This window comes from Arthrobacter sp. CAN_A6 (genome assembly GCF_015751715.1).
Taxonomy (GTDB): domain Bacteria; phylum Actinomycetota; class Actinomycetes; order Actinomycetales; family Micrococcaceae; genus Arthrobacter_D.
The window spans coordinates 1-18,415 of record NZ_JADOUV010000009.1 but is presented as its reverse complement, the minus strand read 5'-3'; the positions used below and the strand labels follow the sequence as shown (position 1 = coordinate 18,415).

Sequence of the window (18,415 nt, the reverse complement as noted above, 5' to 3'; positions counted from 1 at the left end):
TGCCGTGACAGTAGAAGCCTCGGTGGTCCTGCCGGGCGAGACCTTTTCCCGGGTGGCCCTGAGCGGGTCCGCCGTCGAACTCCTGCAGAAACTGTGGGGCATCCACGGTCCACTGATGTTCCATCAGTCCGGCGGTTGCTGCGACGGTTCCTCGCCCATGTGCTATCCGGCGGGAGAGTTCATCACCGCGGAAGCCGACATCCTGCTCGGGGTGCTCGATATCTCCGACGACGGCAGCCGGACGATTGATTTCTGGATGTCGAGGGAGCAGTTCGAGTACTGGAAGCACACGCACCTGACGGTCGATGTCGTGCAGGGGAGGGGCAGCGGCTTCTCGGTGGAGGCGCCGGAGGGCAAGCGGTTCCTCATCCGGTCACGGTTGATGGAGTAGCTGCACCGGGGAAGGGCGGGGTCGTCACCCGCCCTTTTCCGTGTCCTGCCGGTCGACTCCGGCGGGCTGCCACAGCTGGATGCCGTTGGCTTCGGGGTCTTCGAGGCTCGCGAACGTTCCGTTGGGATACGTGGCCGGATCGACCGCGACCGGTATGCCTGCGCTTCGCAACTGCGCCACCATCGCCCCGAGGTCGGCGACGCGGAAGTTGATTCCCCAGCGATGGTGCGGGCCCCCGAAGTGTTCCGACCCGGCGGGCATTGCGGCAAATACCGTGGATCCGGCCTTCTGCTGCCATGATGCCTCGTCGTAGGAGGCGGGTGGCGGGTCGACGCCGAGATGGTCGCTGTACCACCGGGTGAGGCCCTCCGGATCCGACGCACTGAAGAACAGGCCCCCGATGCCTTCGACACGCTCCATATCCGGAATCTATCGGGGTCGGGGCGGTCCCGCAACGGAGGGGTTCCCGTTTCCGGGCCCGCCGCCGTTCCGGGTGATCATCCGACGCCACAAATTGCACGCTGTGCAAGTTTTGAACTAACCTGACGTCTGTGGAGACGATGGCCGAGACGACAGAGCCCCCGGGGCGCCGCGCGCAGAACAAGATCGACACCCGGAGGGCGATTGCCGATGCAGCGTTCGCCCTGGCACGCAGGGAGGGCCCGGGGTCGTTCACCGTCGACCAGATCGCGGCTTCCGCAGGGGTGTCGCGCCGTACTTTCTTCAACTACTTCCACAGTGCCGAGGAAGCCCTCAACGTCCGGATGGAGTCCTTCCTCGAACTGGCCATCGGCATCTTCGCCGAACAGCCCGCCGGGCTCCCGCTGCTCGACACGATGATTGCGGCATTCGGTGCCACCACCCAGGTACAGCATCTGGGGACGCACGGCGAGCTGTTCCGCATGGCGGCCGACAATCCCGAGTTGCTCCGGGCGCAGCTCCACTCCTGGGAGCGCGCCGAAACCCGCATCGTCCAGGCCGTCGAAGAGCGCCTTGGGCCCGGCGTATCCCACCTGTACGTCACCGCGCTCGTCGGATCGGTGCTCTCCTGCACCAAGGCAGCCATGCAGGACTGGGCCGGGGAAAGCCCCGAACCCGACGACGCCTCCGGTGCGGACCTCGAAGCCCGGATAGTCCGCGCCCTGTCCATGCTCCGCGACGGCTTCGCGCACCCCGCCTGACACATCCTCCGTTTCCAGCACCAACCAGCAAGGACCCATCATGGCATTTCTGCTCTACCGGCTCGGCAAGTTCGCCTACCGCAGGCGGTGGTGGGTGGTGTCCGCCTGGCTGGTGATCATCCTCGCGGTGGGCGGGGCCGCCGTCGCCTTCTCCGGAACGCTGACCAACAACTTCTCCATCCCCGGAACCGAATCGCAGCGCATCTCCGACCGGTTGAGGGAGGAACTGCCCGAGGCAGTGGGAGGCACGGGCACGGTGGTCTTCACCTCCGACGACGGCGCCTTCACTGCCGACCAGGAGTCCGCCGTCCAGGCGGCACTCGCCGAGGTGGCCGCGCTCGACGGCGTCCGCTCCATCGTGGATCCTTTCGACGTCGCGGCGCAGGTGGAAACCGGCAGCGCTGAACTGCAGGCGGGCCGGGCAGAGCTCGACGCTGGCGGACAGGCACTCTCCGACAGTGAAGCGCAGCTGCAGCAGGGCCAGGAGCAGCTCGACGCGCAGCGGGAAGCGTTCGAACAGGGGCGGGCCTTCCTCCCCCCGGAACAGGTCCAGGCCACCGAGGAGCAGATCGCAGCTGCACAGGCACAGCTCGACGCCGGCAGGGCAGAACTCGAGGACGGGCGCGCGCAGCTCGAGGAGGGCCGTGCGTCCCTGGAGCTCGGGGAGCGCACGCTCGAGGCGACGTCAGGCATCCGCCTCGTCTCGGAGGACAACACCGCCGCTGTGGCGAGCGTGCAGTTCGAGGAGCAGATCAATGCCGTGACGCCCGAACTCCGCGAGGAAGTGCAGGGAACGGCCGAATCCGTCGAGGACGCCGGAGTCTCGGTGGATTTCAGCAAGGACATCGTCGAGGACGTCTCGGAGATCTTCGGGCCCGCGGAGATCGTGGGCCTCCTCGTCGCCGCGATCGTGCTGGTGCTGATGCTCGGCACCCTGATCGCTGCCGGGCTGCCGCTGGTCATGGCCGTAGTGGGTGTGGGGGTGGGCGTCGGTATCACCTTCGCGCTGTCCGGGCTCATCGAGATGAACAGCATCTCCCCGGTGCTCGCACTCATGCTCGGCCTCGCCGTGGGAATCGACTACTCCCTGTTCATCGTCAACCGCCACCGGACCCAGCTCCTGCACGGCATGGATCTGCAGGAATCGATCGGCAAGGCCACAGGTACCGCCGGTAATGCAGTGCTGTTCGCGGGACTCACCGTGGTGGTGGCGCTCGCGGCACTCGCGGTGCCGGGTCTTCCGTTCCTCACCGTCATGGGTCTCTCCGCAGCCGGCACCGTCGCGGTGTCGGTCCTGGTGGCGCTGACCCTGACACCGGCGCTCCTTGCCGTCCTCGGCACGAAACTCATCTCGAAGCGGCGCTGGGCGAAGAACGAGGTCGAATCGGCCGCAGGTACGCCGGAGACGCTCCAGCAGGCCGCCGACCAGCGTGCCGCCGTCGGCCGTGGCTGGGGCGGCGTCGTCACGCGGAAACCGGTGCTCACGCTGATCGCCGGCATCGTGCTGCTCGGCGTCATCGCGGTGCCGGCCGCACAGCTCCGCGTCGGACTGCCCGACGGCGGCACCGAGCCTGCCGATTCCACGGCCTTCCAGGCCTACAGCACCGTCGGGGAGAAGTTCGGCGAGGGAACCAACGGTCCGCTGATCGTCGTCGGATCCTTGCCCGAAACAACCGGCGACGCCGAACTGACCGAGCTGCAGCTGCAGGTCAATGACCGTCTGGCGGCGATTCCCGACGTCGCGGCGTCCGTCCCGGCCACCGTGAGCGAGAACGGCAGGACCGCCATTTTCCAGGTGATCCCCGAGGAGGGCCCGGCCAGTGAAACCACGGAGAACCTCGTGCGCGACCTGAGGAATTCCTCAGCGGACATCGAAGCCGAAACCGGGGTGGCCATCGCCGTGACAGGGCAGACGGCGGCGAACATCGATGTCTCCGCGAAACTCATGGAGGCCATGCCGCTGTACCTGGGGATCGTCGTCGGCCTGTCACTGATCCTGCTCCTGCTGGTCTTCCGCTCCATCCTGGTGCCGCTGATCGCGACTGCCGGTTTCCTGCTCTCGCTGCTGGCGAGCTTCGGCGCAACGGTGGCGATCTACCAGTGGGGCTGGCTCGGGGGATTCTTCGGTGTGACGAATCCGGGGCCCATCCTCAGCTTCCTGCCCATCATCCTGATCGGCGTGCTGTTCGGGCTGGCCATGGATTACCAGATGTTCCTGGTATCGGGGATGCGGGAGGCCTTCGTGCACGGTGATGATCCGCGGGCTGCCGTGCGCATCGGTTTCAGCCACGGAGCGCGCGTGGTCACGGCCGCGGCAATCATCATGGTCGCCGTCTTCACGGGTTTCGTGTTCTCGCACCTGACGATGGTCCGACCCATCGGCTTCGGTCTGGCGTTCGGAGTGCTGCTCGACGCCTTCGTGGTGCGGATGACACTCGTCCCGGCGGCCATGTACCTGCTCGGCAGGAGGGCGTGGTGGCTGCCGGCCTGGCTCGGGCGGATCCTGCCCGACGTCGACGTCGAGGGCGCCAGGCTCACCCGTACCGAAAGTAAGCCGGAAGAAGTGCTGGTCCGGATCTGACCCCCCGCTGATTAAGCACGTATGGCTGGTATTTCCGGACGGAAACCGCCACAGGTGCTTAATCAGCGGGGGTGGGGTGGCGCGTCAGCGTGGACGGGGCACGACGTCGATCACGGTCACGCCCGCCGGATTCCGTCCCGAGGCCATTGCCAGGAGCGCCTCGGGTGTCTCATCAAGAGTGATCCTGCGCTCGATCAGGGATTCGGGGCGGAGCGCTCCCGAGGCCACCAGTGCGAGGAGGGCAGGATAGTCCCGGGCCGGCATCCCGTGGCTCCCCAGCACCGTCAACTCCCGGGCGATCACCGCCGACATGGGCATCACCGGGTCGGAGGAGAACAGTCCGATCTGCACATGCCGGCCCCGCGGCAGCAGGGAAAGGATGCAGGCCGTTGCCGTCTCTGCGAGCCCGAGTGCGTCGACTGACACGTTCACGCCCTGCGGGACCAGATCCCCGATCGAGCCGAGGAGGGCCTCCTGGCTCACCCCGGACGAGTTGATGGTCCGCGCAGCTCCGAGCCGGCGCGCCCGCGCAAGGGTGGCATCGTCGACGTCGACGGCGGTGACGGTGGCTCCGAGCGCTACGCCGATCATCACCGCGCTCAGGCCCACGCCTCCGCAGCCGATCACCAGCAGGGATTCGCCCGGCTGCACCCGCGCCTGGTGGGCGAGGCCGCGGTAGGCCGTGGCGAACCGGCAGCCGAGGAGCGCAGCTGCTCCGCTGTCGAGCTCCGCGGGTACGGGGATGAGGTTGTTGTCGGCGTCATGGAGGGCTACGAGCTCGGCATAGGAACCCCAGTGGGTGAAGCCGGGCTGCGTCTGGTTCCGGCACACCTGGCCATTGCCCGAACTGCATTCGGGACACCGCCCGCACGCGCAGACGAACGGTACGGTGACGCGCTGCCCGGCAGAGAAGCGCTGCACCGCCGGGCCGACCGCATCGATGATTCCCACCAGCTCATGGCCCGGAACGTGGGGGAGGGCGATTCCGGCGTCGTGTCCCAGCCAGCCGTGGACGTCGCTCCGGCACAGTCCCGTCGTCTCGACACACACGACGACGCCGCCCGGGGTGGGCACCGGGTCCGCTACATCGCGGAGCACCGGCCGCTGGGAAAACCTGTCGAAATGGACTGCGCGCACTGGTTCCTCCGGGGGAAATCCGACGATCCTGCCTTCCGCGCCATGCGGCGGTCAGCTTCCAGCGAGGGTATCAGGGGAGCAATGGCTCCGCTCGGACGATGCCATGGTGGTGACGGATGCCCTGCATGACGCCCGGTTCCGGCACGATCCGCTGGTGCAGGGTTGACGGAAAAATAGTCAGCCTACTGGGTTTCTCTTTCATTCCGGTTGAACTATGCTTTCGGAACCGGCCTAGCAGAGGGCCATGGAAACCACCAGCGTGGAGTAGACCATGGAAAATGTTCCCCTAGTACTTGACCGTCTTCACTCGCCTGTTGTCCAGCAGAGCCCGCCGTCCTTCGTCGCACCGTCGGGCCGCGGTTCCAGCATCGACCCGCAACTCGATGAAACGGGATTTCCGGTCGACCTCACGGTTGTTCCCACCCGCCAGTTGCGTGTGCTCTGCAATCAGGTCTATCGACTCCTGGACCGCGCTTACCCCCCGATGGAATCCAGGGAGCAGTACGAGTCCCTCGTCGAGGAACTCGAACGCCGGGAAACCATCGCCGAGACCCGCGTGGTGCCGCCCGACTCACGTGGAACCTTCCGCGACAACCCGCTGTTCTCCCGCTTCGAACTTTTCCAGAACGGAAGGATGGCCGGGTACGTCAAGTATGAAATGCACGGCGGAGACGTGCTGCTCCTCCAGGCCGTTGTGGATCCACGGTTCCACCGGGCCGAGGTGGAGCCACTCCTGATCCAGCATGTCCTCCTCAACGCGCACCGCCGCCGCCTTGCCGTCGCACCGCACTGTCCCCAGGTCCGGGAGTTCCTGACCGAGAATCCGCAGTACCTCGCACTCCTTCCGACCCGGCAGCGACACCGCGTGGAGCTCCTCATCGCAGATGCCGAGTTACACGAGGTCTGAGTCCTACGGCCATACGCAAGAGAGGAAGGGCGGGCCCGAAGGCCCGCCCTTCCTCTCTTCGCGCTGATGCCGCGCATGCGGTCGAGCGCGACGGCGTCAGCCGCTGTGCAGTTCGATCCAGCGCCGTCCAGTACAGCCCGATTTAGTACAGCGCGGCTTCGGATTCCGAGGCGGAGGCGGTACCGAGGTTCGCGCGGAGCTTGGCGCCGAGCGTTTCATCGACGTTCGTCCAGTACGCGATGGCCCTTTCACGGATATCGCCGCTGACGACGCCACCCACAGCCCCGGTGATCGTCTCGAGGAAACGGGCGCGTTCGGCGTCGTCGAAGACCTCACGGTACAGCGTGCCGGCCTGGCCGAAGTCGTCGTCCTCGGCATGCAGTGAGTGTGCAGCATAGACGAGGTCGCCGTCGTTCTCCCAGCCGCCGTGCGCGCCGTACTGTGCGGGATCAGCGGCGGGACCGCCCACCGAATTCGGAGCGTAGACCGGGGTCGACGCAGCGTTGAAGTGGTACCTGCCGGCGCCGTCCTTCGAGTAGTTGCGGACCTCGTTCTTCGGCATGTTCACGGGCAGCTGCGCGTGATTGGTGCCCACGCGGTAGCGGTGGGCGTCGGCGTAGGAGAAGATACGCGCCTGCAGCATGCGGTCGGGGCTTGCCGCGATGCCGGGGACGAAGTTCGACGGCGCGAACGTGGCCTGTTCGATCTGCGAGAAGTAGTTCTCGGGGCTGCGGTTCAGGGTGAGCTTGCCGACCGGGATCAGCGGGTAGTCGGCCTGCGGCCACACCTTGGTGAGGTCGAAGGGATTGAACCGGTAGTCCTTGGCGTCGTGATAGGGCATGATCTGGACCTTGAGGTCCCAGCTCGGGTGGTTGCCCTTCGCGATGTTCTCGGCGAGGTCGCGGATATGGTGGTCGGCGTCCGAGCCGGCGAGCGCCTCGGCCTCGTCGACGGAGAGTACTTCGTGGCCCTGGCTGGACTTGAAGTGGTACTTCACCCAGAACTTGTCGCCGGCCTCATTGATCCACATATAGGTGTGGGATCCGTAGCCGTTCATGGTGCGCCAGGAGTTGGGCAGGCCGCGGTCTCCCATGAGCCAGGTGACCTGGTGTGCGGATTCGGGGCTGAGCGTCCAGAAATCCCACTGCATGTCGGCGTCGCGCAGGTTGGTGCCGGGAAGGCGCTTCTGTGAGTGGATGAAGTCGGGGAACTTGATGCCGTCGCGGATGAAGAACACCGGGGTGTTGTTGCCCACGAGGTCGTAGTTGCCTTCGGCGGTGTAGAACTTCAGTGCGAAGCCGCGGGGGTCGCGCCACGTGTCGGGGGAGCCCTGCTCGCCCGCCACCGAGGAGAAACGCAGCAGCGTCTCGGTGGTCGTGCCCTGCTGGAAGAGGGCCGCCCTGGTGAACATGCTGACGTCCTCGGTGGTTTCGAAGACGCCGAACGCGCCACCACCCTTGGCGTGGACAACGCGCTCGGGGACCCGCTCACGGTTGAACTGCGCCAGCTTCTCGATCAGGTAGTGGTCGGTCAGCGGAATGGCTCCGTCGCGGCCGACGGCCGAGGAATTGCTGTCGTCGATGACCGGCGCCCCGGACTGCGTCGTGCTGAAATTAGCGTTCATGTTGCTCCTTCTGGAATGGATCTGAAATTTGGTCGGTGGGGTCTGCGGGGGTGGCGCGGCAGTCGTCGCACAGTCCCTGGTACATCACTTCCGCGATCCGGATGGTCATCCGCTTGGAGCCAGGGGCCCAGGACGGAGTCAGGCAGGGGGCGTGGCCCACTGCGCAGTCGACGTCCTCGATGCGTCCGCACCCAGTGCATACGGCGTGATGGTGGTTGTCGTCCACCCGTGTCTCGTAACGTGCGGGGGAGTGCGGCGTTTCGATGCGGCGCAGCAGGCCCGCGTCGGTCAGGTCCGCGAGGACCACATAGACGGACTGCACGGTGATGTGGGGCAGTTCGGCGCGCACGGCGGCCACGGCGTCGTCGGCGGTTGCGTGCGGGGAACGTTCGACGGCGGCGAGGACTGCCAGCCGCTGGCGGGTGACTCGCCTCCCCAGTGAATGCAGCGCGCTCGACCACTGGGCCTCGAGGGCCTCGAGAGCCTCGAAGGAGTGCGCTGCTTTGGTCATGACCCGAGTCAACCACTTATTCCGAACAATTCATAATAAGGCGCGACGCGATTCTCGTTTCGGCGGCCCCGAGGCCCGCGGCAATGCCCCGTCCACGAGTCGTTGTGCCCGAAGTCGCCGCCCCGGCCTCGAAGAATGTCGGTACGGTGAAAGGGTGAACTTCGGAAAGCGCGGCTGGGCCTGGGCGCTCGACTATGCCTATGTGGGTTTCTGGCAGGCACATGGGTTTCTTTTCCGGGCGGACCCCGCACGGTACCTGCATCCCGACGCGAGCAAGGCACAGGCGAACAAGCTGCCGGTCCTGCTCATACCGGGGATCTACGAGACCTGGCAGTTCCTGCGTCCTATCGCGGATCATCTGCACACCGCGGGCCACTCCATCCACGTGGTGCGGAAGCTCGGCTACAACCTGGGGACCGTCGAGGATATGGCGGTCCTCGTGGGCCGGTATCTCGAGCAGCAGGGCCTCGAGAACGTGGTGGTCGTGGCCCACAGCAAAGGCGGGTTGATCGGGAAATTCCTGATGACCATGCCGCACCAGGCCGGCCGCGTGAACCGCATGGTCACGGTGAACACCCCCTTTTCCGGCTCCATCTATGCGAACTTCTTCGTGCTCCCGAGCATCCGGGCCTTCGCCCCGGGTAACCGCACCCTCCAGCTACTGCGCGAGAACATCGAAAGCAATTCCCGCATCACCTCGATCTACGGCAAGTTCGATCCGCACATCCCCGGCGGCAGTTATCTGGAGGGTGCCCGGAATATACAGCTCGAGACGATGGGGCATTTCCGGCCCATCGCCGATCCTCGGGTGCTGAAGGAAATCGACAAGGCGATCGCCGCGGAAGAGCGGGAGACCTGAGGGGCACCACCCCCGCTGAAGTTGTTGCCGCCGCGAACGAAAGTCCGGATACACTTTCCCGGTGCCCAGACTCCTCGCTGACCTCACGCCCCTTCGGGAGAGCCCGGCATTTCGGCGGCTCTACATCGGCACGGCGCTTTCCGCAATCGGGACCCAGCTCACCCTGATCGCCGTCAGCCTCCAGGTCTACTCGTTGACGGAATCAACGTTGAGCGTTGGGCTGCTCAGCCTCTTCGCCCTCGTGCCGCTCGTGGTCGCCGGTCTCTATGGCGGGGCCATCGCTGACGCGCAGGACCGCCGGAAGGTGGCGCTCGCATCGAGCATCGCCCTGTGGGGCACGTCCATGGGTATCGCCGCGCAGGCCTGGCTCGGCCTCGACGACGTCTGGTTGCTGTACTGCCTCATCGCCCTGCACTCGGGCGCCGCAGGCATCAACCAGCCGACGCGCAGTTCGATCATTCCGCGGCTCGTCCGGCCCGAACTCCTCCCGGCAGCGAACGCGCTCAGCATGATCACCTTCGGTCTCGCCTTCACCATCGGTCCGCTGCTTGCGGGCGTGCTGGTGGCGCAGGTGGGCTACGCCTGGACGTACACGGTCGACGTCGTCACGTTCTCCTTCGCGCTGTGGGCGGTGTACCGGCTGCCGCCCATGCCGCCGGAGGGACCCACCCGGCGGGCAGGGCTGGCGACGGTCCTCGAGGGTTTCCGCTTCCTCGGGACCCGGCCGAATATCCGGATGACGTTCATCGTGGACCTCGCCGCCATGATCCTGGCGCAGCCGCGCGTGCTGCTGCCTGCGGTGGGGGCAGTGCTGATCGGTGGCGGGGAGCTGACGGTCGGCATCCTGTTCGCCTCGGCCGCGTTCGGGTCGGTGCTTGCGGGCCTGTTCTCCGGGCCGCTCGGGCGCATCCACAAGCAGGGTCTCGCGGTCATCTGGTCGATCGTCGGCTGGGGTGCCTCGATCAGTGCCTTCGGACTGGTGGTGGTGATGGCGGGCGCCGGCCGGGCTCCGGTGGGGGATGGAGAACTTTCCGGCTGGGTCCTCCCGGCCGCCCTGTGCCTGATCCTTGCGGGAATCGCCGATTCGATCAGCAGCGTCTTCCGCCACACCATCCTGCAGTCAGCGACCCCGGACGCCATGCGCGGCCGGCTGCAGGGCGTGTTCATCGTGGTGGTCGCGGGAGGCCCACGGGTGGGCGACGTCGTGGCCGGCGGGAACGCGGCCTGGCTCGGCGAGGGGTGGACCGCCGTCGTCGGTGGACTTGCCTGCATTGTGCTGGTGCTGGCTCTCTCGCGCTGGCAGCCGCGCTTCGCCAGGTACGATTCGCGGCAGCCGGAGGCCTGAAACTACCAGCCCGCGCCAAGCCCCGGCCCGTAGAATCTGGAGGACAGCGTGCCTCGTGGTTGCGTGGGGCCAGTACGTCCCGGTTGGATCCGGGAGCCGTCATCCGAAGGAGTTGCTGCAGTGCACAATCATCTCAACGGTGCCAAGACGGCGTTGTTGTTCGGCGCCCTCATGGGTATCTTCCTGCTGTTCGGTGCCGTCATTGCCGGTGCCACGGGCAGTTCGGCCTTCCTCTGGATCTTCGCCCTGATCGGGGTGGGATCCGTAGCGTACAGCTACTGGAACAGCGACAAGATCGCCATTCGGAGCATGAAGGCCGTCGAGGTCAGCGAGCAGCAGGCGCCCGCCATGTACCGCATCGTGCGGGAACTCAGCGCCCGGGCCAACAAGCCGATGCCGCGACTGTACGTGTCACCCACGATGGCACCGAACGCTTTTGCCACGGGCCGCAATCCTGAGCACGCCGCAGTCTGCTGTACCCAGGGAATCCTCCAGTTGCTCGACGAGCGGGAACTCCGCGGCGTCCTGGGGCACGAACTCATGCACGTCTACAATCGGGACATCCTGACCGGCTCCATCGCGGCCGCTGTAGCCGGCGTGATCACGTCGGTGGCTCAGATGTTCGCGTTCGCCGGCCTCTTCGGCGGCCGGAACCAGGGCGGCAACCCCATCGCCGCCCTGCTGCTGGCCTTCCTCGCCCCGGTCGCCGCGGGCCTGATCCAGATGGCGATCGGGCGCACCCGCGAATACGATGCCGACGAGGACGGCGCCAAGCTCACCAACGATCCGCTGGCCCTCGCCTCGGCGCTGGGCAAGCTCGCGTCGGGCACCCAGCGCGCGCCGCTTCCGCAGGAGCAGCGCCTCGTCAACACCTCGCACCTGATGATCGCCAACCCCTTCAAGGGCAGCGGCGTCGGCAAGCTGTTCGCGAGCCATCCGCCGATGGATCAGCGCATCGCGCGCCTCGAAGCGATGGCCGGGCGGCGGAACTGACCTCCGAACGACGACGGCGGCCCCACCTGTCGAAGGTGGGGCCGCCGTCGTCGTTACTGGTGCTGATCAGCGCATGTTGACGAACTGCAGATCGGCCTCGTCGAAGTTCTTCAGCAGGGCCATGGTGGCCTGGAGATCGTCGCGTGACTTGGAGCTGACGCGCAACTCGTCGCCCTGGATCTGGGACTTCACGCCCTTGGGACCCTCGTCCCGGATGAGCTTGTTGATCTTCTTGGCGATGTCCTGCTCGATGCCCTCCTTGATGGAGGTCTCCAGACGGAACTCCTTGCCCGAGGCGTAGGGTTCGCCGGTGTCGAGGGACTTCAACGAGATGCCGCGCTTGATCATCTTCGACTGCAGGACGTCGAGGACGGCGAGGACGCGCTCCTCGGAGTTGGCCTTCATGAGGATCTTCTCGCCGCTGAAATCGACCTCAGCGCCTACACCCTTGAAGTCGTAGCGCTGCACGATTTCCTTCTGCGCCTGGTTCAGCGCGTTGGCTACCTCCTGCTTGTCCACTTTGCTCACGACGTCGAACGTGGATTCGCTTGCCACGGTGCCTCCTTGAAGTTGGTTCGATTCCTTGTTCAAGCCTACTTGGTTGCACCATCGGACGCCTTCTCGAGGTGTGCCCATCCTCCTCCTGCTGGTCCTTCCACCGAGCGCGCAGCAATGACATCCTGGAGGCACTGCCCTCCCGAAGTTCTGCGCACCGGATGCCGATTCGTGTCTGGGGCGAATCTTTTGTAAAGTTGTCTTGCCCGCGCTTGCCGCGGGTGGTCTTCGCTTGAAGACGTTCGGCAGATTACCCGAGCGGCCAAAGGGGGCTGACTGTAAATCAGCTGGCAACGCCTACGGGGGTTCGAATCCCTCATCTGCCACAGGCGACTAAGGCCCTTATTTCCTTGCTAACACAGGGAAGTGGGGGCCTTCAGTTTTGCCCGGATAGGCCCCGTGCCCACATTTTGCCCACACTTGCCGCTGAGACAGCGTGATCTAGTGCATCCGCAACGGCATTCAGATCGTCGTCAAACAGGTCCGCATAGATGTCTAGGGTCATCGCCGCCGAGCTATGACCGAGCATTCGCTGCACTGCTTTCACGTTAGCGCCGGCCGACACTGCGAAGCTCGCCGCGGTATGCCGCAAATCGTGAGGCGTGATCCTGGGAACCTTGGAGCGCTTCACCGCACCCGTGAACCAACCGCCCCGGTCCTCTTGGACCCGCGTGGAACGCATGTACCCGCCATTCTCGCCGGGAAACACTAGATCTTCCCGGCCCTTGCCTCCACATTGCACAGCAAGCGGTTCGGCAAGGAACCTGGGGAACGGCACGGAACGCTTCTTATGATTCTTCGGCGTGCCGACTTCAATCTTGCCGCCGACTTCGACGGCGTTTTCCTCTACTCGGAAGCGCCGTTTCAACATGTCCAGATGCTTCACTTTGAGGCCGACCGCTTCACCCCAGCGGAGGCCACAATAGGCCAGCACTAGGACCAGCGTCCCGTGTTTGGCTTCTGCCGCAAGGTCATGCACTTGATCGTGTGAGAGGTAGATGTGTGCTTTCCGGCCCTTCCTGGGCAAATCCACGCCCCGCGCCGGATTAGACAGAATACGGCGGTCATCCATAGCACCATCCAGGATGGATGCCAGCACGCCATACGCACGGATAACCACCGTCGCGGACTTCGGTTTGATCGCTGCGCCGTCGCCCGTTGTCATAAGGGAGAGCCACTGTTGCACGGCGGTCTTCCGTATGTCGGACACAGCTTTAGCGCCCCAGACAGGTTCAACATGGTTGCGCCATGCGGCCTCTACCGGGCGGTAAGACGACGGTTTCAAATGCGTTTGCCGTGCCAGCCATTCCGGGCCGAGCTGACCAACGGTTGCCCGTGCTGCGGATACGTCGATGTACTCGCCTTTGAGTTTGGACACTTCCACCGTTGCGGCGAAGTTTTCGGCGTCCCGTTTGGTCCTGAAGCCTCGCTTGTCCGTCTGCTTACGCTCCGGCGTCCTGTACCGAACCCGATAGCGCCGGCCCTGGCTAGTCTCATACGCCTCAATCGTTGCCACGGCTGCGGTCAAGTCCTTGAGTTGTAATCAGCTTGGATGCGAGAGTCAGCATCTCACCCTCTTGCTCTTTGTCGTCGTCATTGACCACATATCCGACGGCGGTAGATCGGTCTTCAACTTCTGGTTTCGCTTTGAACTGGTAGAGAGCTTTCTCCCGCAATGCATCATTTGTTTGCCCCAGTCCAGGAAGCTCTAATGGTTCCTCACCAAGCGCCCATAACCATTGCGTGTTGTGTGATACTTTGCGGTCTGGAATTCCGGTGAGGTAGGAAGACGCGTACCGCGTTCCATCTGCAGGTAGTAGAAGTGTGAGTGGGGACACCCCAAAAACGACAGCTAGTGCTACTAAATCATCGACATCCACGCGCCGTTCCCCTGCCTCAATCCTCCGCAGCCCGAGAGACGCTATTGGGCGCCCGACAGCTTCAAGGCGCTCGCTCAACTCTTTGTACTGCATCCCACCCCGCAGCCGTCTCACGTTTTCCTGCACTGTGCGCCCGGTGGGGCCTAGGGGAACTTTCTTATCCGTCATGAGCGCAACGGTATCAAAATGATCCGTGAACTACCAGCTTGCACGTTGAACGAGCTTCATGTACCTTGATTCTTGGGCGGTCAAAATGATCGCTGAAAGATCATAAAAGGGGTGTAAGCGATGGAAGACAGACTGCTGAAAGCGGATCAGGCAGGGGAGTGGATTGGGAAGTCCCCTGCATCACTGGCCCAGTGGCGTTACCTCGGGATCGGCCCGAAGTTCATCAAGGCGGGCCGCACAATTCGATACCGCGAATCTGACATTGCGGCTTGGCTCGATGCACAGACCAGGCAGCAAACCGGCGGGCAGGTCGTCGCATGAGCCTGACACAGACGCTCCGCACCCTGATCGAGGACGCCGACGCCGGCCTCGCCACCACGGACGACCTGCATAACGCGCTTCTGGATCTGGAGATGGCGCTTGATATGCCGGTAACGCTTCCCTCGGAGGTTCCGGTTTGAGCGCCCCAGCGGCCGCGGTGATAGCGGAGATGCAGCGTTATGCGGCATCGGTGGGAATGGTACTCACAAGCCGCTGTATCCGGTGCAAGGCACCACTCTGGAACGCCAAGAGCCTGCACCACCACCTAGGCCCCATATGCAGGGCCAAGTTAAATACGAACGGCGATCCCGGATCTCTCGCCAAAGAAACCACCGGAATCGCCGTCACCAGCAACCCAACCCTCTGAAAAAGGAAGATCACTGCCATGAAATCTAATGCCATTGTATCCCAGCGCCCAATCGAGGACACCGCCCCCAGTGTCGATGGCTTCCCGGTCGTCAACCACTACCTGAGGAAAGCCGAAATCACCCGCTCGCTGGTGACCGGCGAACCCACAACCGCGCTATGTGGCGAGCAATGGGTTCTCACAGGGGAGGAAGAGGCTTTCACGGGAAGAACCGTGGAGTGCCCCCTCTGCGCCGATGTCTACAGCGAACTGCTAATCGGGGCGGGCCGCAAGTGAGCGGGTACATCGTGACGGACGGAAGCGGTGTTCCCGATTTCGCTGTCAATATCTCCAATCTCGAAGCCGACGCGTTCACCCTCGCCGCACTGCTCGCCAAGGATTGCGACAGCCCAGAGAAGGTGTCAGCACACCTGGAGCAGATTGCCTTGGCGAACCTCGGCAACTCCGTGTACCTCTCGGCACTGTCGCTACGTGCACTGCGGTTCCTTACCGAGGACATCTTCGCGCCGATCCTCGATGTCACCGAACAGGCCATGCCTGATCACGACTTCCGGGGGCGGCTCGCACAACTCGCGGGTGATCAGAACTCCTGATGAGCACAACGGACCAGGAGCCTTTCGGAGATTGTCTGTATGAGGGCATCACCGACTGGGACGGGCACCGACGCGCAACTGTCCAACTCTGTATCACCGGCCTGGACACGGCACGGCACAGGGCAGCGGCACGGGCTCTGCGCATGAACGACTACCGCGGCGGTTTCACCCGCTGGGATCCAAAACATGAGGCGGAGGCAGCCTAAATGACAGACAAGACGCCCACCTGGGCGCAACCCCTCGAGGCGGGAGAGTGGAATCCGGCCGGCTATCAGCACGGCGCAACGGTCACCGCCCTGGAATCCCGCAAGAAGGGTCTAGCGCTCCGCCGCACAACTGATTTACGTCTACCACCGCCTACGCAGTGGCTTGGCCGGGGATGGCTCCCACGTAGGGAGATCACTGTCCTCGTCGGCGCGGAGGGCATCGGGAAGAGCCTCCTATGGGTGCTCATGGCGTCCCTTGTCACTACCGGTCGTGCGTTCCCGTCGTTCAACTGGGCAAAGCGTAAGCCCGCCGATGTCGTGGTCATCGTCACCGAAGACTCGGCATCCGAAGTGGAAGCACGGTTACGGACAGCCGGCGCGGACCTAAGCCGGATTCACTTCTTCTGCGCTGAGGACGACGGTTCAGGAACGCCGATCTTCACCGGGGGAGACGGCGGGGACATGCTCCTGCTCCACGGGCTCCTGGATCAGCTGACGGACAAGCCGGCCTTCCTCGTGGTCGACGCATGGTTGGACACTGTTGCCGGCAATCTCAATATCAGGGACACACAGCAGGCCAGGGCAGCACTCCACCCGTGGAAAACCCTCGCCACCCGCCATAACCTCGCCGTTCTTCTCGTGACGCACACCAACCGGGCCGACACCTCAAACACTCGCGACTTGATGGGCGGCACGGCAGCGCTCCGGCAGAAGGCCCGCATGGTGCTCTTTGCGGCACGCCCACCGCTGCAGGACGGCGAACGTCAGCACCTATGGGTAGGCCCGGATAAGGCCAACACCACCGGGATTGTCGATGCTGTGAAGTTCAACGTGCAGATTGAGCAGGTGAGGGATCAGACCGACGACGACCCTGGCACCACGGCGCTCCTGACAGGCCCGCAGTCGGCGCTCATGACCATAGGGCAGTTGCTCTCGGAGTGGAAGCGGGAAGAGCAGGAAGCTGACCGTAAACCGTCCAAAACCGAGCAGGCAGAGGATGTCTTGCGCGAATACATGGCCGAGCAAACAGGCGACGTGCTCAGCGCCGACGTGAAGGACCACCTACGCAAAGCAGGCTTCGGAAAGACAGCGACGGAACAGGCGATGCGGGATGTCGGAACCTCGACGCCTAACGGGAAGGGCGGGAAGTGGCTGTTCTCCCTGGATGCTTCTGAGTCTTCCTACCCACTCCCTGTATCTCAGGAGACTAGGGACTCTAAGAACACTAGGAACACTGAACTTCTTGAGTCTTCCTACTCTTCTGAGTCTTCCTACTCTTCCGGAATACAGGAACCCCCTAGGAAGACTAACTACACGCCGTCTGGCTACAGCACGGAGACGCCATGAAGTCCCGCGACGAATGGAAAGCCGAAGCGGAAACTCTCCGAGCAGCTGCTCTTCGTGAGCACACGCTCATGCGCTCCTGGATGGCCCGCGCCCTCACCGCCGAAGCCCGACTCAAACTGTACGACCAGAGAGAGGCCACCAAATGAGTGAGCAAGCACGCCAAAGGGGGGAAAGCCGCGTGTTCACCAGCCGGCCCGAGCACTACCACCGGAACATCTTCGAGGGGCGCCGCACCTACGCCTACTCCGCGGTCCTCACCGGACCAGACAACCAAGAACCCGGCGTCGTCATCTTCACCCCCGGCACTCACCACCACCGCGCCCCAGGCTGCGGAATGTTCCTATCCGGTCAGCAGCGACTCACCGGCTACCAATTCACCATCAACCCCACGTAGGAGGCATAACCAATGGGCATCCAAGAGGACTTCCACCACATGTTCAAAGAACAGGCCGCGGCCATGAACACCAGCCGGCAACCGACGCCGGCGGAACGCACCGCACGACTCAACACGGCAGGCGGTGAAGCGCTCCGCAAGCTCCTAGAGACAGCGGAGCAGGAAAGCCGAGTACAGCCACCCGAACCCGAACCGGGTAACGGATTCACCCCCGACGTAGCAAAAGCACTCGGACTCTAACCAGGAGGAAAAACCATGACCACCACAACAGCTATCTTCAACCGGGCCGCGACCAACGACTACACCCAGCTCGCGCAGATCGTCGCCGCATACAAAGCTGCAGGGCTCACACCACCAACCCCAGCGCTGGGGATCCGCGACAGGATCACTGCCGCACCAACAACCGATCAAGTCAGCGCACGCCTCGCCGATGAAGCGCTGACCACCACGGACCCGGAGCAGTGGTACACCGACGCCCTCGAGCAGCTCCGCACCGCCCAGGCAGCAGACGCACTCAAAGCCGCGTTCGGCAGGAACTACCACGCGGCAGTGCACCGGGCGCTACCGGAACTGCTCGGACAGGCAACAGCGGACCTCACACCATCATTCGACAAGGTTGTCCGCACCCTCACCACCGCAGCGAAGCAGCTACCCGCCGGTGTCGCCGCCCTCGACCCGGAGACGAACATCGCCGCCGACACCGGGGGAGCGCTCAACAAAGCACGACACAGCATCGAGCAGCTCACACCCTACGCGAGCATCTACCAGCTAAACCCTGTGCAGAACGTCCCGCCCGCGCTCGTGAAACTCCTGCCCATCCTCGACCTCCCACACGCCGAGGTGGAACAGATAGCGAAAACCGCGGGCATCGATATCAGCACACTGAACACGGACCAGCTCGACGGGACGCTGACCATCCGCCGGCTAACGGAGGAAGCAAAGGACCACGGAGCCGATCAATGCGCTCGTCAAGTTTGTGAGACAGTTCTTTGTTGTTTCGGGTTACGCGGCCAGGGGTTCCTGGTCGCGGGTCTGGTAGGCGGTTAGCGCTGCTG

Annotated in this window: 24 protein-coding genes and 1 tRNA gene; 18 read left to right on the top strand and 7 right to left on the bottom strand. The window is 64.3% G+C overall.

Going from position 1 to position 18,415, the window contains the following annotated elements; all coding sequences use genetic code 11:
* Positions 1-4 precede the first annotated feature (4 nt).
* Positions 5-391 carry a DUF779 domain-containing protein gene (locus IWX75_RS14405; protein ID WP_196822949.1) on the top strand — a complete coding sequence of 129 codons (387 nt, stop codon included), beginning with the start codon at positions 5-7 and terminating at the stop codon, positions 389-391.
* Positions 392-415: 24 nt separating this feature from the next.
* Here IWX75_RS14405 and IWX75_RS14400 read toward each other — a convergent pair whose 3' ends face one another.
* Positions 416-811, bottom strand: coding sequence for a VOC family protein (locus IWX75_RS14400; RefSeq protein WP_196822948.1), 396 nt, complete (start codon positions 809-811; stop codon positions 416-418).
* 140 nt (positions 812-951) lie between these two features.
* Here IWX75_RS14400 and IWX75_RS14395 point away from each other — a divergent pair, with 140 nt between their 5' ends.
* Both IWX75_RS14395 and IWX75_RS14390 read left to right on the top strand, forming a co-directional pair.
* Positions 952-1,572 carry a TetR/AcrR family transcriptional regulator gene (locus IWX75_RS14395; RefSeq protein ID WP_196822947.1) on the top strand — a complete coding sequence of 207 codons (621 nt, stop codon included), beginning with the start codon at positions 952-954 and terminating at the stop codon, positions 1,570-1,572.
* Between the two features lie 40 nt (positions 1,573-1,612).
* A complete protein-coding gene (locus IWX75_RS14390) occupies positions 1,613-4,153 on the top strand; it encodes an MMPL family transporter (RefSeq protein WP_196822946.1) in 2,541 nt (846 codons plus the stop codon).
* A gap of 84 nt (positions 4,154-4,237) precedes the next feature.
* Here IWX75_RS14390 and IWX75_RS14385 read toward each other — a convergent pair whose 3' ends face one another.
* Positions 4,238-5,290, bottom strand: coding sequence for an alcohol dehydrogenase catalytic domain-containing protein (locus IWX75_RS14385; RefSeq protein ID WP_196822945.1), 1,053 nt, complete (start codon positions 5,288-5,290; stop codon positions 4,238-4,240).
* Between the two features lie 271 nt (positions 5,291-5,561).
* Here IWX75_RS14385 and IWX75_RS14380 point away from each other — a divergent pair, with 271 nt between their 5' ends.
* Positions 5,562-6,197, top strand: coding sequence for a GNAT family N-acetyltransferase (locus IWX75_RS14380; RefSeq protein WP_196822944.1), 636 nt, complete (start codon positions 5,562-5,564; stop codon positions 6,195-6,197).
* 142 nt (positions 6,198-6,339) lie between these two features.
* Here the strand turns inward: IWX75_RS14380 and IWX75_RS14375 are convergent, their stop codons facing one another.
* Both IWX75_RS14375 and IWX75_RS14370 read right to left on the bottom strand, forming a co-directional pair.
* Positions 6,340-7,821, bottom strand: a complete 1,482-nt coding sequence (locus IWX75_RS14375; RefSeq protein ID WP_196822943.1) for a catalase — start codon at positions 7,819-7,821, stop codon at positions 6,340-6,342.
* Complete coding sequence (locus IWX75_RS14370) at positions 7,811-8,332, bottom strand: Fur family transcriptional regulator (protein WP_196822942.1); 522 nt, start codon at positions 8,330-8,332, stop codon at positions 7,811-7,813. The genes IWX75_RS14375 and IWX75_RS14370 overlap by 11 nt, the downstream gene beginning before the upstream one ends.
* A 154-nt stretch (positions 8,333-8,486) precedes the next feature.
* Between IWX75_RS14370 and IWX75_RS14365 the strand changes: the two genes are divergently transcribed.
* From IWX75_RS14365 to htpX, 3 genes are all read left to right on the top strand, one after another.
* Positions 8,487-9,191 (top strand): esterase/lipase family protein, encoded by a 705-nt coding sequence (locus IWX75_RS14365; protein ID WP_334684365.1) that lies wholly within the window; start codon positions 8,487-8,489, stop codon positions 9,189-9,191.
* 61 nt (positions 9,192-9,252) lie between these two features.
* Positions 9,253-10,536 (top strand): MFS transporter, encoded by a 1,284-nt coding sequence (locus IWX75_RS14360; RefSeq protein ID WP_196822941.1) that lies wholly within the window; start codon positions 9,253-9,255, stop codon positions 10,534-10,536.
* A 120-nt stretch (positions 10,537-10,656) separates the two neighbouring features.
* Positions 10,657-11,529: a zinc metalloprotease HtpX gene (htpX, locus tag IWX75_RS14355; protein WP_196822940.1), complete on the top strand. Its 873-nt coding sequence runs from the start codon at positions 10,657-10,659 to the stop codon at positions 11,527-11,529.
* Positions 11,530-11,595: 66 nt separating this feature from the next.
* On the opposite strand, the gene IWX75_RS14350 is transcribed toward htpX, so the two are convergent.
* Positions 11,596-12,084: a YajQ family cyclic di-GMP-binding protein gene (locus tag IWX75_RS14350; protein WP_196822939.1), complete on the bottom strand. Its 489-nt coding sequence runs from the start codon at positions 12,082-12,084 to the stop codon at positions 11,596-11,598.
* Positions 12,085-12,328: 244 nt separating this feature from the next.
* On the opposite strand from IWX75_RS14350, the gene IWX75_RS14345 reads away from it, so the two are divergent.
* A tRNA-Tyr gene (locus IWX75_RS14345) sits at positions 12,329-12,410 on the top strand.
* Positions 12,411-12,460: 50 nt separating this feature from the next.
* On the opposite strand, the gene IWX75_RS14340 is transcribed toward IWX75_RS14345, so the two are convergent.
* Complete coding sequence (locus tag IWX75_RS14340; protein ID WP_196822938.1) at positions 12,461-13,600, bottom strand: tyrosine-type recombinase/integrase; 1,140 nt, start codon at positions 13,598-13,600, stop codon at positions 12,461-12,463.
* Complete coding sequence (locus tag IWX75_RS14335) at positions 13,587-14,132, bottom strand: helix-turn-helix domain-containing protein (protein WP_334684364.1); 546 nt, start codon at positions 14,130-14,132, stop codon at positions 13,587-13,589. The genes IWX75_RS14340 and IWX75_RS14335 overlap by 14 nt, the downstream gene beginning before the upstream one ends.
* Before the next feature lie 120 nt (positions 14,133-14,252).
* On the opposite strand from IWX75_RS14335, the gene IWX75_RS14330 reads away from it, so the two are divergent.
* The 10 genes from IWX75_RS14330 to IWX75_RS14285 all read left to right on the top strand — a co-directional run bounded on the left by IWX75_RS14330 (position 14,253) and on the right by IWX75_RS14285 (position 18,407).
* Positions 14,253-14,453 (top strand): helix-turn-helix transcriptional regulator, encoded by a 201-nt coding sequence (locus IWX75_RS14330; RefSeq protein ID WP_196822936.1) that lies wholly within the window; start codon positions 14,253-14,255, stop codon positions 14,451-14,453.
* The gene (locus IWX75_RS14325; protein ID WP_196822935.1) at positions 14,450-14,593 is read left to right on the top strand and encodes a hypothetical protein; all 144 of its coding nucleotides are present in this window, start codon (positions 14,450-14,452) and stop codon (positions 14,591-14,593) included. Before IWX75_RS14330 ends, IWX75_RS14325 begins: the two co-directional genes overlap by 4 nt.
* Before the next feature lie 245 nt (positions 14,594-14,838).
* Positions 14,839-15,096, top strand: coding sequence for a DUF3039 domain-containing protein (locus IWX75_RS14320; RefSeq protein ID WP_196822934.1), 258 nt, complete (start codon positions 14,839-14,841; stop codon positions 15,094-15,096).
* The gene (locus IWX75_RS14315) at positions 15,093-15,413 is read left to right on the top strand and encodes a hypothetical protein (protein WP_334684363.1); all 321 of its coding nucleotides are present in this window, start codon (positions 15,093-15,095) and stop codon (positions 15,411-15,413) included. The genes IWX75_RS14320 and IWX75_RS14315 overlap by 4 nt, the downstream gene beginning before the upstream one ends.
* Positions 15,413-15,619: a hypothetical protein gene (locus IWX75_RS14310; RefSeq protein WP_196822932.1), complete on the top strand. Its 207-nt coding sequence runs from the start codon at positions 15,413-15,415 to the stop codon at positions 15,617-15,619. Before IWX75_RS14315 ends, IWX75_RS14310 begins: the two co-directional genes overlap by 1 nt.
* A complete protein-coding gene (locus tag IWX75_RS14305; protein WP_196822931.1) occupies positions 15,620-16,966 on the top strand; it encodes an AAA family ATPase in 1,347 nt (448 codons plus the stop codon).
* Positions 16,963-17,112 carry a hypothetical protein gene (locus IWX75_RS14300; protein ID WP_196822930.1) on the top strand — a complete coding sequence of 50 codons (150 nt, stop codon included), beginning with the start codon at positions 16,963-16,965 and terminating at the stop codon, positions 17,110-17,112. Before IWX75_RS14305 ends, IWX75_RS14300 begins: the two co-directional genes overlap by 4 nt.
* Entirely contained in the window at positions 17,109-17,360 is a 252-nt protein-coding gene (locus IWX75_RS14295; RefSeq protein WP_196822929.1) for a hypothetical protein, read from the top strand. Before IWX75_RS14300 ends, IWX75_RS14295 begins: the two co-directional genes overlap by 4 nt.
* Positions 17,361-17,372: 12 nt before the next feature.
* The gene (locus IWX75_RS14290; protein ID WP_196822928.1) at positions 17,373-17,600 is read left to right on the top strand and encodes a hypothetical protein; all 228 of its coding nucleotides are present in this window, start codon (positions 17,373-17,375) and stop codon (positions 17,598-17,600) included.
* A gap of 15 nt (positions 17,601-17,615) precedes the next feature.
* A complete protein-coding gene (locus tag IWX75_RS14285) occupies positions 17,616-18,407 on the top strand; it encodes a hypothetical protein (protein WP_196822927.1) in 792 nt (263 codons plus the stop codon).
* Positions 18,408-18,415: the final 8 nt, after the last annotated feature.